Origin of the sequence: Cytobacillus solani (assembly GCF_001420595.1) — a bacterium.
In the GTDB taxonomy this organism is placed as follows: Bacteria; Bacillota; Bacilli; order Bacillales; family Cytobacillaceae; genus Cytobacillus; species Cytobacillus solani.
In genome coordinates, this window is record NZ_LJIX01000006.1 from 3,884,257 (window position 1) to 3,900,044 (window position 15,788).

Annotated in this window: 16 protein-coding genes and 1 other annotated feature; of the genes, 3 read left to right on the top strand and 13 right to left on the bottom strand. The window is 38.3% G+C overall.

Going from position 1 to position 15,788, the window contains the following annotated elements; genetic code table 11:
- Window positions 1-27: 27 nt before the first annotated feature.
- Window positions 28-1,218 (bottom strand): ABC transporter permease, encoded by a 1,191-nt coding sequence (locus AN957_RS21255; RefSeq protein ID WP_053477366.1) that lies wholly within the window; start codon window positions 1,216-1,218, stop codon window positions 28-30.
- Window positions 1,211-1,924, bottom strand: coding sequence for an ABC transporter ATP-binding protein (locus tag AN957_RS21260; RefSeq protein ID WP_053477367.1), 714 nt, complete (start codon window positions 1,922-1,924; stop codon window positions 1,211-1,213). Before AN957_RS21260 ends, AN957_RS21255 begins: the two co-directional genes overlap by 8 nt.
- A 387-nt stretch (window positions 1,925-2,311) precedes the next feature.
- On the opposite strand from AN957_RS21260, the gene AN957_RS21265 reads away from it, so the two are divergent.
- A complete protein-coding gene (locus AN957_RS21265) occupies window positions 2,312-2,533 on the top strand; it encodes a DeoR family transcriptional regulator (RefSeq protein WP_053477612.1) in 222 nt (73 codons plus the stop codon).
- A gap of 112 nt (window positions 2,534-2,645) precedes the next feature.
- Here the strand turns inward: AN957_RS21265 and AN957_RS21270 are convergent, their stop codons facing one another.
- From AN957_RS21270 to AN957_RS21300, 7 genes are all read right to left on the bottom strand, one after another.
- Window positions 2,646-3,365, bottom strand: a complete 720-nt coding sequence (locus tag AN957_RS21270; protein ID WP_053477368.1) for a pseudouridine synthase — start codon at window positions 3,363-3,365, stop codon at window positions 2,646-2,648.
- Between the two features lie 51 nt (window positions 3,366-3,416).
- Window positions 3,417-5,030 (bottom strand): putative polysaccharide biosynthesis protein, encoded by a 1,614-nt coding sequence (locus tag AN957_RS21275; RefSeq protein ID WP_053477369.1) that lies wholly within the window; start codon window positions 5,028-5,030, stop codon window positions 3,417-3,419.
- A 293-nt stretch (window positions 5,031-5,323) separates the two neighbouring features.
- Window positions 5,324-5,764: an OsmC family protein gene (locus AN957_RS21280; RefSeq protein WP_053477370.1), complete on the bottom strand. Its 441-nt coding sequence runs from the start codon at window positions 5,762-5,764 to the stop codon at window positions 5,324-5,326.
- Between the two features lie 19 nt (window positions 5,765-5,783).
- On the bottom strand, window positions 5,784-6,962 hold the full coding sequence (locus AN957_RS21285; protein WP_053477371.1) for a cobalamin-independent methionine synthase II family protein: 1,179 nt from the start codon (window positions 6,960-6,962) through the stop codon (window positions 5,784-5,786).
- 11 nt (window positions 6,963-6,973) lie between these two features.
- Window positions 6,974-7,687: a sulfurtransferase TusA family protein gene (locus AN957_RS21290; protein WP_053477372.1), complete on the bottom strand. Its 714-nt coding sequence runs from the start codon at window positions 7,685-7,687 to the stop codon at window positions 6,974-6,976.
- Window positions 7,688-7,711: 24 nt separating this feature from the next.
- Window positions 7,712-8,074: a DsrE family protein gene (locus tag AN957_RS21295; protein ID WP_053477373.1), complete on the bottom strand. Its 363-nt coding sequence runs from the start codon at window positions 8,072-8,074 to the stop codon at window positions 7,712-7,714.
- 49 nt (window positions 8,075-8,123) lie between these two features.
- Window positions 8,124-8,366, bottom strand: coding sequence for a sulfurtransferase TusA family protein (locus tag AN957_RS21300; protein ID WP_053477374.1), 243 nt, complete (start codon window positions 8,364-8,366; stop codon window positions 8,124-8,126).
- 282 nt (window positions 8,367-8,648) lie between these two features.
- Here AN957_RS21300 and AN957_RS21305 point away from each other — a divergent pair, with 282 nt between their 5' ends.
- Window positions 8,649-9,920: a BaiN/RdsA family NAD(P)/FAD-dependent oxidoreductase gene (locus AN957_RS21305; protein WP_053477375.1), complete on the top strand. Its 1,272-nt coding sequence runs from the start codon at window positions 8,649-8,651 to the stop codon at window positions 9,918-9,920.
- Between the two features lie 400 nt (window positions 9,921-10,320).
- On the opposite strand, the gene AN957_RS21310 is transcribed toward AN957_RS21305, so the two are convergent.
- Window positions 10,321-10,503: a sporulation protein Cse60 gene (locus AN957_RS21310; RefSeq protein WP_053477376.1), complete on the bottom strand. Its 183-nt coding sequence runs from the start codon at window positions 10,501-10,503 to the stop codon at window positions 10,321-10,323.
- A gap of 285 nt (window positions 10,504-10,788) precedes the next feature.
- On the opposite strand from AN957_RS21310, the gene AN957_RS21315 reads away from it, so the two are divergent.
- Window positions 10,789-11,685 carry a selenium metabolism-associated LysR family transcriptional regulator gene (locus tag AN957_RS21315; protein ID WP_053477377.1) on the top strand — a complete coding sequence of 299 codons (897 nt, stop codon included), beginning with the start codon at window positions 10,789-10,791 and terminating at the stop codon, window positions 11,683-11,685.
- Between the two features lie 56 nt (window positions 11,686-11,741).
- Here AN957_RS21315 and AN957_RS21320 read toward each other — a convergent pair whose 3' ends face one another.
- The 3 genes from AN957_RS21320 to AN957_RS21330 all read right to left on the bottom strand — a co-directional run bounded on the left by AN957_RS21320 (window position 11,742) and on the right by AN957_RS21330 (window position 15,776).
- Window positions 11,742-12,059 (bottom strand): rhodanese-like domain-containing protein, encoded by a 318-nt coding sequence (locus AN957_RS21320; protein WP_053477378.1) that lies wholly within the window; start codon window positions 12,057-12,059, stop codon window positions 11,742-11,744.
- A gap of 95 nt (window positions 12,060-12,154) precedes the next feature.
- Window positions 12,155-14,572: a leucine--tRNA ligase gene (leuS, locus tag AN957_RS21325; RefSeq protein ID WP_053477379.1), complete on the bottom strand. Its 2,418-nt coding sequence runs from the start codon at window positions 14,570-14,572 to the stop codon at window positions 12,155-12,157.
- A gap of 47 nt (window positions 14,573-14,619) precedes the next feature.
- Window positions 14,620-14,843 (bottom strand) — a binding site (T-box leader).
- 156 nt (window positions 14,844-14,999) lie between these two features.
- A complete protein-coding gene (locus AN957_RS21330) occupies window positions 15,000-15,776 on the bottom strand; it encodes a 3-hydroxybutyrate dehydrogenase (RefSeq protein ID WP_053477380.1) in 777 nt (258 codons plus the stop codon).
- Window positions 15,777-15,788: the final 12 nt, after the last annotated feature.

A 15,788-nucleotide genomic window follows, 5' to 3' on the forward strand; every position in this document is an offset into this window, starting at 1 on the left:
CTATCACAAATAAATAAAAATACTTTCCTACCTTCGGAACAAACCAAATGGCATGCCGAATTGAGACAGTATAATATGCCAACATACTACAAAAACGGCTAGAAGGGTGATCGCTGTCATAAATAAGAACAAAACAGCCCTTTTCCGTGCCTTAAAATAGAAGTCTGTTTCACTGAATTTTTTACTTAGTGGATTGGATGGTGCAATTTTATCCCAAACAAGTGAAAGCCATGAATTCATCATGATAAGAAAACCGAAGAATATGATTATTTTTATCCAGAGAGGTGGAATGAGTACGATTGCAACGGTTCCAACGGAAATAATTTGAAAATAGCTTATTACATACGAGCGGTTTCTTAGAAAAACCTTTAAAAACAACTCAATAAATCCATTTGCCGGTACTCGCTTTTTTAAAATTCGCTTTGAACGGCGGAATAGAAGCGGCTTTGTTCTTTTCGAAACAATTGGTTTTTCAATTTCATTTGAAAGTATGAAAATAAGCTCAATATTTTTCGTCTTATCCGCTCGGCCCATATCTATTTCATGATCGATTGCAGATAATTTCTGGATTGACTTTAAGCTGAAATAAATGGAAGCTGTCAGAAAGACGATTCCGCATAAGCAAACGAGAAACAAGGCACCTTTATCCCAAAGGATATAGATCAGCTGACTAATCCAGCTTAAGGCAGCAAAAAATAGAAAACTAAGCACTAATTTTTTAAACCTTTTGTCTATTTTCTTCAAATGATATTTTACGAGCATAATTAGCGCTTTTAATGCAATAAAGAAAAAAAGTAATGCACCTATTTTCTGCCAGCTAAGAAAGAAATGATTACTTAAGAACGGCAGCAGAATAAGAAATGTAATTGCTGTTACTAGCGATTGGGAAAAGAGAGAGTATATATATCCCCATTTTTTCATCCCAAAAAAGATTGACTGCATTTTTATGAGAAATACTTTGTCTGCTTCTTCAACATATGTACGAATGCTTCCATTCCAGGACAAAAGATAAATAAGCATGAATACAAGGATAAACGGAATGGATTCTATCCATCTTGGCAGCTCCACCCACCAAGAGCGGTATCGAAAGATTATAAATAAAATGGCTGGAATAATAAGATATACAATGATTGTCCAATCGGCAATTGACCGGATAACCCCATACTGATATTTTCGATCTCTTATGTATCGGTCACGAAAAAGTTTCCAACTACTCATCCGGATTACCCTCAGCTACTAAATGAAAGCAGTCATACAGGGAACCATCAGGAAGATTACACTGTTCTCGAATATCCTTGAGTGTACCAGCTGCTTGCAGCTGCCCATTATGGATCATTAAGAACCGATCACATACCTTTTCCGCTGTATCTAATACATGCGTGGACATCAATATTCCTGCCCCCCGCTTTTGTTCCGTTTCAATTAACTTTAAAAAAAGCTTCATCGCGTTCGGATCGAGCCCAATAAATGGCTCATCAATAATATATACCTTTGGACTTGTAATCATCGCTAAGATCAGCATGGCTTTTTGCTGCATGCCCTTTGAATACTTGCCAGGATATTCATGCGCATGTTCCGTTAGCTTGTACTGCTCAAGAAAATCTTTTGCTTTCTCCTTGTATTCCTTATCAGGGAGAGCCTCCACTGCTGCGATAAAATCAAGATGCTCCCATAATGTCAGCTCATCATAGAAAATGGGTCTTTCCGGTACATAAGAATATTTTGTATTCTCCCTAAAAGAAATTTCCCCCTCTTTGTTTTCCAATAATCCAAGAATCGTTTTAATTGTCGTGCTCTTTCCAGCGCCATTAGGTCCAATTAATCCAATTAGCTCTCCTTCTTTAACATTGAAATGAATATTATGGATAATTTCCTTTTCCTTGTCATAGCCTGCTGATTTAATGTCTACATTTAATAAAGTCATCTGATACTCCTCCTATCTAATTTGTACGAATGAGAAGTGGAAAAGGTTTACTTTTTTCGGAAAGTATTCTTTTGGAATCAGGAGAAAAATTGTTTTTAGAATTTTTTACAATACACCCATGAAAGACCATAGGATATACTAAGATTTTAATAAAGAGAAAGGAAAAGTTCATGAATATGGTGGAAATTCTTTAATAAAGTAGAAATTATCAAAAAATAGGAGTACAATGAAGGTAAGATTGACATCTCTTGAAAAAACATCTGATATTTGCAAAGGAGTTGGCTGAGGAAAAGAAAACTACATATGCTTGAAGGACAAAGGTTCTTCAATGAACTGTCAGTTGCAGGAATTTGCCATTGGTTTGAAAAAAGGATAGGGAGTGGTTTTTTGAAACCTTCAACTAACCGGATGTTAAACCGTATCAAATCCGTCTACATGTTTATTAATAAGCGTGGAACTGTAACAACGGGAGAGCTTGTAGAGGAATTTGGTATTACTCCTCGCACCATTCAGAGAGATTTAAACGTTCTTGTTTACAACGACTTAGTAAAAAGCCCCAGTCGAGGAAAATGGACGACTACAAAAAAGAAGGTAAAGATGTCATCATAAGTTTCCTTTCGTGCACTGATCTCATATGAGGTCTGATGTCTGAAGTGATGATCCCAGATTCGATTGTTAACAAAAAAAATAGGATGAAAAAAATCGCCAAGCTAGGCGATTTTTATTTGACCTCATATTCCATTAAGCTTTCTAGTTCTTCCTCTGTTAATTCCCGGTATTCACCAAGCTCCAGTGTTTCATCTAGCTGCAGCGGCCCCATCGAAATCCTTTGTAAATAAATGACGCGCTTCCCAACCGCCTCAAACATTCTTTTCACTTGATGAAATTTCCCTTCAGTAATTGTGAGTTCAATATCTGATGTGAGACCGGATTTAATGATCTTCAATTCCCCTGGTTTTGTTTCATACCCATCATCCAAAATAACGCCCTTTTTAAAAGCAGCAATATCCTCTTCAGTTACTTCACTGTTTATAACAGCAAAATAAGTTTTCGGCACATGCTTTTTTGGAGATAAGAGGCGGTGGGCAAGCTGACCGTCATTCGTTAACAGCAGCAGCCCTTCAGTATCTTTATCAAGCCGCCCAACTGGAAAAGGCGAGAATACTAAGTCTTCTGGCTCCAATATATCTAAAACCGTTTCATGCTGCGAATCCTCAGTAGCGGAAATGACTCCTTGTGGCTTGTTCAACATTAAATAGATGAACTCTTTATACACCACTTCTTCTCCATTGATTGTTACAACATCCTTATTAGGATCCACATGCTTGCTGGCATCCTTCACCTTCTGCTCATTGACTTCAACAGCCCCGCTCTTCAAAAGCTGTTTTACATCCTTCCGGCTTCCAAAGCCTAAATTAGCAAGCATTTTATCAATTCTCATATCATCACCTCTTTTATTGCTGATTTGCAGGATACTTGAAATGTTTTCACATTATCCGCGCAACCTGACCTTCTTCAATAGCCGATCGACCTTTTGTCCAAATAAGAAGTAAACAAGTTTTGTTTTAAAGCTTAAATAGAAGTAAACTCCTGCACCCACCGCTGCACAAATGACTACGATAATGAAGGCTTGTAAATTAGTTGTCGGTGTTAAGAAAAGCGTAAGAAGCTTATACGTGATTCCCGCACCTGCAAACATCAGCGCTGTGAAAATAACAATCAAAATTCCTCTTCTGAGCACAAGTCGAAATGGATACTTAGCATACGTTTTTATTACAATTAAATTAATCAAGATAGCAGCTGTATAGCCTATAGCAGTGGCCACAACAGCTCCCTGTGTTTCCATCATCTTGATAAGAGGGATATTTAAGCTCAATTTAAGCAATAATCCAACAAGCAAGCTAAGTACCGTATAACGCTGTTCATTGATTCCTTGTAAAATCGCAGCGGTTACTAAGAAATAAGCAAAAAGAATTGCTACAGGCGCATACGTTCTAAGCACTTCAGTTCCAAGCTCGCTCGGATCGTAAAACAATGTAAAAATAGGCTCTGCTAATAACGAAAGTCCTACAACTGCCGGAAGAGTTAGAAATAATAGCACCTGAAATGCTTGATTCAATTGATAATTTAAACTAGTACGATCGCTCTCAACAAATGCTTTCGTAATACTCGGAACGAGTGTTAAAGAAAAAGCAGTAGCCAAAGACACAGGAATAATGACAAGCTTATGCGTCTGGAAGTTTAATACGGCAAAGGATGATACCGCCTGATCGGCTAAGCCAATTTCCGCCATCGTCCGGATAAAAGTGAGCTGATCAATAAATTGGAAAAGCGAACCGGATAAGCCTACAAAAATAAAAGGCGCGGCATACACAACGATTTCTTTGTACATATCCTTTAAAGAAATGTCCATTGTGCCTTTGTCATTCAATAAAAGGCCATCCAAATAAGGCTTTCTTTTATACCAATACCATAAAAGTGCTCCTAGACCACCGATTGCACCAATACATGCGGCAAAGGTGGCTACACTTACTGCCTGAACAAGACTGCCTTTCATGATATATAAAACAATAAAAGCACCTGCAAGAACAAACACAATACGTACAATTTGTTCAATGACCTGTGATAAAGCCGAAGGTCCCATGGATTGGTGTCCCTGAAAAAAGCCGCGAATCAAACTCATAAAAGGAACAACAATAAGCGCAAAGCTTACAGCTCTGATAACAGTCGCTACATCCTTCACACTCGTATCCACATTATCAGGAATAATAAAATCAGCTAACGATGGAGCTAGAAAATATAGGAATAGAAAGGATATCGTTCCCGTACAAAACATCACAACTAGCCCTGATTTAAATAGCTTTCTCCCTACGGCATATTCCTCTAATGCATTGTATTTCGAAATAAATTTTGAAACCGCGGCAGGTATGCCTGCTGTTGCTAAACTAATGAAGATTGTATAAGGAATATAGGCGAAGGAATAAAGCGCATTTCCTTCTTCCCCTACAATATGATAAAAAGGAATCACATAAAATAACCCGAGTACTTTTGAAATGATCGTCGCTAGGGTCATTATAAAAGTACCCCTTAAAAGCTTTGATGACATAGAACCCCATTCCCCTTCAAAAAAGCGCTGAACATTAACAGTTAAAGTCCTCTTATTTAAGAAGCCCTAGCTGTGTAAGTTCCACCATTAAGTTATCGTAGCAAAAGATAATTCTATCGGAAAATTTAATTATGTAAATAATAATCACAATTTTTTTTGCACACTATTTGTATTCTACTCTTCTTCTTACAGGATTTCTACTTAGAGCTGACGAAAATGGTGTTTTCTGCAGTTAAAGTACTTTGAACGTAAAAAAAGCCAATGAAACAATTGGCTTTTTTATGTAATACTATTCAGTTTTTTACCCATAAATTCTCAATTGGAATTCCAGCATCCTTTATTGTTCGGTATATAGGGCATCTTTGATCCACTTTTTTTTGTAATTCATCCACTTGCTCTTGGGAGGCTGATGTTTTCAAGAAAGCCTCTACCTTCACTTTTTCGAAGTATGGTTTTACATCTAAATTTCCCATTAACCCGCTAGGATCAAGTTCTCCTTCGACTTTAAATGATATATCCTCTATTTGGATATTCATTTCTTTTGAAATTATCTGTACCATTACATTCTCACAAGCTGCAAGGGCGGCTAACATTGTAGACATTGGATCAGGCGCAGAATCTTTTCCCCCAAAAGATACTGGTTCATCAATGCTTATTATATGTTTGCCATTCGTAGCATCTGTCCTCATTCCAGAACCAGTGACATCTAATTTGAATGTAAGTTTTTTGCTCATCCAATTCCCCTCCTGATAATCACAGACTTGCTAATTTAATTTGCCCTCTTAATAAATTTGCGGCCTTACTCATTACCTCGAGCTTTTGAATAGCAATCACTTCACTATTCATCGGTCTTTGGGCAAAGGTTCCAAACCCGCAATCTGGATTTAAATAGATTTGATTAGCCGGCATAAGCTTTAATAATTGATTGACCTTCTCAACAATTTCTTCTTCCGTTTCAATTTCTTCCGTTCGTGGATTCACAATTCCAAATCCAATTTCAGCATGAGTGAACTCCTTTATTGCCTCGATTTCCCCTGCTCTTGGTGTCGCATACTCAAGAACGAGCTGATCAACATTTACCCTTGATAAATAAGGGATAAGCGGGAAATATGGACCTCTTAGAAGGATATCGTCTTCTCTGCTCCAATTCCCGCGGCAAATATGGACTCCTAATTTTGTTCCTCTGCCTCGCATGCCTTCCATCACTTGATTCATTAACCCTAGAGCAAACTCAATTTCCACCTCTGCATCCGCTTTTGCAGTCAAAGCTCCACACATAAATGTGCGATTGGCATTCTTTTGTGTAAATACGAGCTCAGTCAGTACAGGTTCATCGAATTGCACAAAATCGACGCCTTCGGCAATCAGATCTTCCAATTCTTCTCTTAAAACGCTTACAATATCGATTGCTAAGTCTTCTTTCGTTGGATAAGCTTCTTCCGATAGCCCTTCAACCCACATGGATCTTGTTAATAAATAGGGACCAGGAAGCGTTACTTTTATTTTTCTATCCGTATGCTTCTTTAAAAAACGAAAGTCATTTAATGCAAGCGGTTTTTTTCGGCTGATTTTCCCTGCTGCTGCAGGATTAGATAGGGAAAATGCAGGAACATCAAGCGTACCGAGAATTTCTTCAAAACTTGCTTTATCATCAATGTATTCTAGCAATTCAGAGACTGTTAGCATTTTCACATTATGTAAATGCTCAGCAACAAACGAAATATAATTATCTCTTCTTTGCTCGCCATCAGATACAATATCTATGCCTGCTTCTTCTTGCAGACGGAGGCATTCAATAACCGCTTGATCCGCAACCGCTTGAAATGCCTCATCTGTCATTCTGCCTGCTCTTTTTTCTCTCATCGCCTTCTGCACTTCAACCGACCTAGGCCAGCTGCCAATGACAGATGTAGGAAAGAGTGTTGATTCCATCGTATTTCCTCCTAATATACAATTGAAAAGGTCAGTTTGATTTCAACTGCTTTTTTCAACGTTTGATAGATAGGTGATTTATTTAAAGTAATTTGCCAAATCTCTTTCAACAAATCTTCATCCGCTGCTGACGATACATAGCATGTACCTGAAATCTGCTGTATGCTCGGACTCCCGTTTTCTTCAATTTCCATATGAGATAAAATATTTTCGATGGAACCTTTAAGCGAAAGCTCGATTTGATCAACAACGACATTCCTTCTAGATGCATGCGCTTTGAAGCCAACTGTTAAGCATGAAGCAAGGGAAGCAATGAAATAATCGATTGAACTAGGAGCATCCACACGAGCACTAAATTCTGCTGGCTGACCTGAGTAAAAATGGTGATTTCTTGCAAATACTTTAGCCTTTAAATCCTTCTCCCCTTGCACACGAACATTCCATTTGTACCCTTTCGCAGCCGCAAGATCGCTCTCTAATGCTGATTTGCTTTGACCTTTTCGTACAAAATACCTAACCGTATTCTCACCTGGTTCTGATCCGATAAATTCATGCTTGACCATTCGGCACCATGCTGGTAAATCATCAGCAACCGTTCTTTCTCTGCTTCTAATTTCCAAAACTTGTCCGGGATCAAGAGGACTCATACTCTTATTAATAATTAATAACAAACCTGACCCGCAATCAAGGTCTCCACCATCGCAAACGGCATGAGGATTTAACATGAGAGCTGCCCCCTAACGGAAAAATTAATATGTAATCGAAGCTGCACCTTGTGTTAGGAATTCTACTAATCTAGCTCCTCCGACGATTGTTGCTCCTTCTATTAAATTATCCTCTGATAGCCCTCTCTTTTTGTAACAAGGACTGCATACCCAAATGATTCCTCCCGCTTCAACAAATTGATCCATTAATTGCTTTAATGGCGCAAAGCCTTCTTCATGAATATCTTCTGCATATCCCTTTTCAGCTAGAAATGCACCTTCAACATTTAAAAAGACAACTGTTTCCTGACCAGATGCAACGGCAGCATTGGCTACTACAAACCCAACCGTTGCTTTATCTGTATCATTTTTAGCACTTGTAATACTCACTGCGAATTTTCCTGACATGATGATTCCTCCCAAAATTTAGTTTACTAGATTAGATAATTGGTCTAAGCTACTTTCCTTTTTTAATAAAATAATGGCTGATATTCCCTTCATCGAGACGGTTTATCAATGTATGGTGCTGCATTCGGCACCATGCAGGCAAATCTTCACGTGCACCAGGGTCATACGAGATCACTTTAATGATTTCCCCCTCTGCCATTTTCCTCATCGTAAGGAATAAATTCATTATTAGCTCTCCACACCCAGTCGGGCCGGCATCATAAGTGACATCTACTGAAATGTGACTTTCCATTTGACACCACCTTTTTATACGATTAATGATAAAAAAGAAGAAAATAGACTTGGAACCTCTAATAAATAAAAGCGCTTTCCTCCCAATTATAATGAATACGTTTTACAAAATAAATTCAATCTATCTATAGTATCGATGAATATGTATCGTCTTTTCGAATAGATAGAGAATCATTCTAATTAGTAAAGTTCAAACTCAAGAAATTTTGTGCATATTATGTATTTCATTACGAATCGTTTATAATTGTTAAGTAAATTAAGGATGAAATAAGTTGGTGACGAAATGAAGTATGATGTAATAGTGATTGGCGGAGGCCCTTCAGGTTTGATGGCAGCCATTGGCGCGGCTGAAAACAAAGCAAAAGTTCTCCTTATTGATAAAGGGGACAAGCTAGGAAGAAAGCTTGCCATTTCAGGCGGGGGAAGGTGCAATGTCACGAACAGGCTGCCTGTTGATGAAATTATTAAGCATATCCCAGGAAATGGCCGTTTTTTGTACAGTGCCTTTTCACTTTTCAGCAATGAGGATATTATTAAGTTTTTTGAGAAACTTGGGATTCAACTCAAAGAAGAAGATCACGGGAGAATGTTTCCTGTTACAGATAAGGCACAATCGGTTGTAGATGCCTTGCTTTCGAGATTAAAAGATTTAAGGGTAGATATTAAAACGAACAGCCCGATTAACGATGTTCATTATAAGAACGGAAAAGTCCATTCCGTCGAACTGAAGAATGGACAAGTGTACGAGGCTGATTCTGTTGTCATTGCTGTCGGAGGAAAGTCTGTGCCACATACAGGATCTACTGGAGATGGGTATGCATGGGCGAAAAAGGGCGGTCATACGGTAACGGATTTATTTCCAACGGAAGTTCCAGTCACATCCGCAGAACCTTTTATTAAAGAGAAAACTTTGCAAGGTTTATCTTTGAGAAATGTAGCGCTTAGTGTATTGAATCCGAAAGGAAAGCCTTTGATTACACATAGGATGGATATGATTTTCACCCACTTTGGTGTCAGTGGTCCAGCCGTTTTACGTTGCAGCCAATTTGTCGTCAAGGCAATGAAAAAGTGGGACTTACGTGAGGTTACTATGAGTCTTGATGCCATCCCTGATAAAAAAGAAGAACCGTTACTACAAGAAATATATAAGCTTATTAAAGATGAACCAAAGAAAAGCATTAAAAACCTGTTAAAAGGCTTTTTGCCTGAAAGATATTTATTGTTCCTTCTTGAGCAATGTGAAATAGATCCTCCCACTCAAGGTGCAATGATTTCAAACGAAAAGCTGCGAAGTTTTGTAAGCAGCTGTAAGAAGTTTCAATTTCATGTCAATGGAACACTGCCATTAGATAAAGCGTTTGTTACTGGCGGGGGTGTTTCTGTTAAAGAGATTGAGCCGCAAACAATGGCATCTAAATTAATGGATGGATTGTTTTTCTGTGGGGAAATTCTTGATATCCATGGCTACACAGGCGGATATAATATCACCTCTGCACTTGTCACGGGAAGGCTTGCAGGAATAAATGCAGCCTTAGCAGCGCGGAGCCAAAAATAAATGTAGCGATTGCACAGAAGTATTTACAAGAATGATGATTTTTGCGGTCACATAAAAATTTTATGTGACCTCTTTTTATATTAATTACCATACTCGGGCACGTATATCTTTTTATGTGACCTCTTTTTGCATTAATTACCACATTCGGGCACGTATATCTTTTTATGTGACCTTTTTTTACATTAATTTCCATATTCGGGCACGTATATCTTTTTATGTGGACCTCTTTTTGCATTAATTACCGCATTCGGGCACGTATATCTTTTTATGTGGACCTCTTTTTGCATTAATTACCATATTCGAGCACGTAAATCTTTTCACGTGACTTCTTTTTGCAAAAATACCCATTTTAGGACACACCCCAAAAAATTAAAGATCACAAAAAGTGACCGCAACCCATTCAGGCTCGATAAATAATCATTGCTGAAAAACAGTAAATCTGTTCATCTTCATCCTCATGAACAGCGGCTACATTATATTTAATATCGAGCAGCTTTTTCTCTTCTATTTTCTGTAAAAAACGATTCATTTCCAACTCGAGATCTTTCTCATGCTCTTGATCAAATAATTTAACCTGAATCAAAGACCCCTCACCCTTTCTAGCGTTTTAGAATCATTATTAACAGAATAGTCTATATTTAGTCGTTTAAGATTCTGCAAGAACCTAATAAACGTTAGTAAATGTTCCTTTCCAATTCTCTCTTCCTATTATTAATCATTTTTCCTCTATTTCGTATAAAGTTTTTAATTTTGGACAAAACTCCACACCCCTATCTTAGATAGAAATGGTATTCTTATATAAATACAATTAATTGATATCATATATAGTATTCAATCGATATTATCAATGAGATTGGAGGTGCAGAAAATGGATATGCACCAATTATTTGTTTTTACAAAGGTTGTCGAGCATAAAAATTTTTCGAAAGCTGCCGATGACGTTTTTTTAAGTCAATCGACAGTTAGTTCACATATTAAGGCATTAGAGAAAAGTTTAAACCTTAAGCTTTTTGACCGGGATGGAAGAGATACAATACTAACACCGCATGGGGAACAATTACATCATTGGGCACAAAAAATTTTACTATTAAAAGATGAGGCATTGCTTGATCTAAAGAGGGAAATGATGGACTTTCGCGGAATTGTAAAAATCGCGACAAGCTCTGTTCCTGGCTCCTTTATCATTCCAAATATAATCAAACATTTCAATCATGTTCATCCGAATATTTCTTTTCATATCTCAGAATCCTCATCAAAAAAGGTCGTAGAACATGTCCTCAATCGATCTGTTGATATTGGAATCCTAGGAGAAAAATATGAGAATGATAAGCTTTGCTACCTTCCTCTTCAAAAAGAAAAATTAGTATTAATTACTTCAAATGAACAGGAATTTAATGGCCCTGTTTCTTTAGAGGAAATCATTAAGTATCCGCTGATTATGAGAAGCTCAGATTCTGGTACAAGGTCATTAATAAATAAGTTTTTAGAAAAGAAAAAGATTTCAAAGGAACATTTACACACTGTTGTCCATACAGATTCTGGCAATAGTTTAATCCAGTTTGTTAAACAAAATATAGGAATCTCCATTATTTCAGAAATAGCTGCACAAGAATTTGCATCTGCCAATTTAATTCATATGTATGAAATTAAGGACTTTCATGATGAAAGGTTTTTTTATCTTGTTTATCATAAAAACAAAACTTTATCATTAGCTGCAAAACTATTTATTGAGAATTTGAAAAGCTTAGAAAAGAATTCTGTTTAAGCAAAAAAACAGACAGCTTTATACCTAGCTGTCTGCTCTTTTATTATGTCGTCGGCTTACTTTTCAGGCTTTACAGTTTCCCCAGACCAATTTAGCATGCCGCCAATCATATTTCTAACCTTGAAGCCTTGATCTTGCATGTAATAACAGACGTTCTCGCTTCTTCCGCCGGATCGGCAAATAAAAATGTATTCCTTGTCTTTATCAAAGTAATCCAGGTTTTCTGGAATGGTCATCATGCGGATATGTTTAGCACCAGGTATTATCCCTTGTGCTACCTCTTCATCTTCTCTTACATCTACAAGCTCCAGCTTTTCACCTGCATCTATTTTTTCCTCTAATTCATCTGTTGTAATGATTTCGATTGATTCCATTGAAAAAATCCCTTCTAAATTTAATTATCTCCCTATTGTAAAAAACATCCTCCGAAAACACAATCGGAGGATGCTGAATAGTTGCCCTTGCTTTTTTAATTAGCCACTATATTAACTAACTTTCCAGGTACTGCAATAACTTTACGAATGGTTTTCCCATCAATTTGCTCTTTCACTTTGTCATCGTCCATGGCGATTTTTTCAAGTGCATCTTTTTGGGCATCAGATGGAACACGAAGCTTTGCCTTTACTTTGCCGTTAATCTGAATAACAATTTCAACTTCATCATCCACTAGTTTCGCTTCATCAAATGCTGGCCATGCTTCATAAGCAATTGTTCCGCTATGGCCAAGTTTTTCCCATAGTTCTTCTGCCACGTGTGGTGTGATTGGTGATAGCATTTTTACAAACCCTTCTATAAAATGCTTCGGAAGAACTGTTGATTTATACGCTTCATTAATAAAGACCATTAACTGTGAAATCGCTGTATTAAAACGTAATCCTTCATAATCCTCTGTCACCTTTTTCACCGTTTGATGATAGATCTTCTCTAAGTCACCAGCATCTTCAACTACTTGGATTTTCGGATTTAACTCGCCATTCTCCTCAACCAATAAACGCCAAACACGGTCTAAGAATCTTCTGGATCCATCTAATCCATTTGTTGACCAAGCAATCGAAGCATCTAATGGTCCCATGAACATTTCATATAAGCGAAGCGTATCAGCGCCGTGGCTGTCAATAATATCGTCAGGGTTTACAACATTCCCTTTTGACTTACTCATTTTTTCATTACCTTCACCAAGAATCATCCCTTGGTTAAATAACTTTTGGAAAGGCTCCTTCGTATGAACCACACCGATATCATATAGAACCTTGTGCCAGAAGCGTGCATATAAAAGGTGAAGCACCGCATGCTCTGCTCCGCCGATATAAATATCAACCGGAAGCCATTCCTTTAGTTTTTCTGCATCTGCAAGTGCTTCTGGATTTTTCGGATCGATATAGCGTAAATAATACCAGCAGCTACCTGCCCATTGCGGCATTGTATTCGTTTCCCTGCGGCCCTTTTTGCCAGTTTCCGGATCAACAACATTTACCCACTCTTCAATATTCGCAAGTGGAGATTCCCCTGTACCAGAAGGCTTAATTTCTGTTGTCTTTGGAAGGATTAATGGAAGCTGGTCTTCAGGAACAGCTGACGAAGTGCCGTCCTCCCAATGAATGATAGGAATCGGTTCACCCCAGTAACGCTGGCGGCTAAATAGCCAATCGCGAAGACGATAAGTTACCTTCTTCGTACCGATTTCCTTTTCTTCAAGCCACGCAATCATCTTTTCAATTGCATCTTCCTTGTTCATTCCATTCAAGAAGCCTGAGTTTACATGCTCACCATCACCTGTGTATGCCTCTTTTTGAACATCTCCACCGGCAACCACCTCAATAATTGGAAGGTCAAATTGCTTTGCGAACTCATAATCACGCTCATCATGTCCTGGTACTGCCATGATTGCACCTGTTCCGTAGCTAGCTAATACATAATCAGCGATCCAAATTGGCATCTTCTCACCATTTACTGGATTTACTGCATAGGCACCAGTGAAAACACCTGTCTTTTCTTTTGCCAAATCTGTTCTTTCAAGATCACTTTTGCTTTGGATTTTTTCAATATAAGCATCAACAGCTTCTCTCTGGCCATCTGTTGTAATTGTATTGACTAAAGCATGCTCTGGAGCTAGCACCGCATATGTTGCACCAAAAAGAGTATCTGGGCGAGTTGTAAATACAGTGAATGTTCCTTCGTGTCCTTCAATTTGGAAAGTCACTTCTGCGCCTTCTGAGCGTCCAATCCAGTTGCGCTGCATATCCTTAAGGCTTTCTGGCCAATCCAATAAATCTAGGTCTTCAAGTAAGCGGTCAGCATACGCTGTAATTTTCAACATCCACTGTCTCATTGGTTTACGAACAACTGGATGTCCGCCGCGCTCACTTTTTCCATCAATTACTTCTTCATTGGCAAGTACGGTACCAAGTGCTGGGCACCAGTTAACCGCTACTTCATCAATATAAGCAAGCCCTTTTTCATAAAGCTTTAAGAAAATCCATTGTGTCCATTTGTAATATTCCGGATCAGTCGTATTCACTTCGCGATCCCAGTCATATGAAAAACCTAATGCTTTAATTTGACGGCGGAAAGTATTAATATTTTGCGCCGTAAATTCAGCCGGATCATTGCCTGTATCTAATGCATACTGCTCAGCTGGCAACCCAAATGCATCCCATCCCATTGGATGAAGAACATTAAAGCCCTGCATCCGCTTCATGCGGGAAAGAATATCTGTTGCTGTATAGCCTTCCGGGTGTCCTACATGAAGACCTGCACCGGATGGGTATGGAAACATATCTAGTGCGTAGAATTTATTTTTCCCTTTATCTTCACTCGTCTTAAAGGTTTTATTGTCTTCCCAGACGGTTTGCCACTTCTTTTCAATCTTCTGGTGATTGAAGCTCATTGTCTTTTCCTCCCTAAAATAAGTAATAAAAAAACCTCTCATCCCAAAATAGGGACGAGAGGATTATGTATGAATCTCCCGCGGTACCACCCACATTAATGACAAAAGTCATTCGCTTCATTCATCCTTAACGCGGAAAACGGCAAGCATTACTACTACTTCACACTTGCTGCTCAAAGGCGAGTTCATGATGGCTTCCTGCTGACTTGCACCTACCGTCAGCTCTCTAAAAGGATTCAACACCACTACTGCTCCTTATCGTGGCAGATAGTTAATATTTTATTGCTATTGTATAAAATTTCCCGCCAAGATGCAAGGGGGCTCATCCTGACGGGAAGTGTAATAGATAGTGTATGCTTAGAAATGAGAAGGTGTTCCTTTAATCATATATTAAAATGAGGACAGTAAATAACTGTCCTCTTATACCTTACTGAACTGTATATCCCCCATCAATAACAATTGCCTGCCCTGTAATACCTCTTGCGGATTCCCCCGACAAGAATATAGCATAGTCAGCAATCTCTTCAACAGTTAACAGCCTTCTTTGTGGAACTAACGGGAAGATGACTTCTTCAAGCGCCTTTTCAATTGGTATATTCCTTATTGCTGCAAGATCGCTAAGCTGATTTCGAACAAGAGGTGTGTCAATATAGCCAGGACACAAGGCATTGATAGTAATTCCTTGCTCAGCAGTTTCTAATGCGGCTACTTTTGTTAACCCAATCACCCCATGCTTCGCACTATTATAGGCTGCCTTCCCAGCAAAGCCTATTAATCCATTAATCGATGCCATATTAATGATCCGTCCAAACTGCTGTTGCTTCATTATTGGTAAGACATGTTTCATTGCAATAAATGGAGCCGTCAGCATAACTTTAATAAGGAATTCGAACTTTTCTGTTGGAAAATCTTCAATCAGCGATACATGCTGAAGCCCTGCATTGTTTATAAGAACATCCAGGCTTCCAAAATGCCGAACTGTTTCTTGTATACAACATTCCATTTCTTTTTCTGAAGTAACATCACATTTTAATCCGATCGCTTCGTAGCCTTCATCCTGCAATTTTCCAGCAGCTAGTTTCACAGATTCTTCTTGGATATCTGTTAAGACAATTGCTGCCCCATTCCCTGCAAACCTTTTTCCAATCTCATAACCAATGCCTTGTGCCGCTCCGGTTATAAAAACTACCTTTGTCTGAACCATAAATAAACTCCT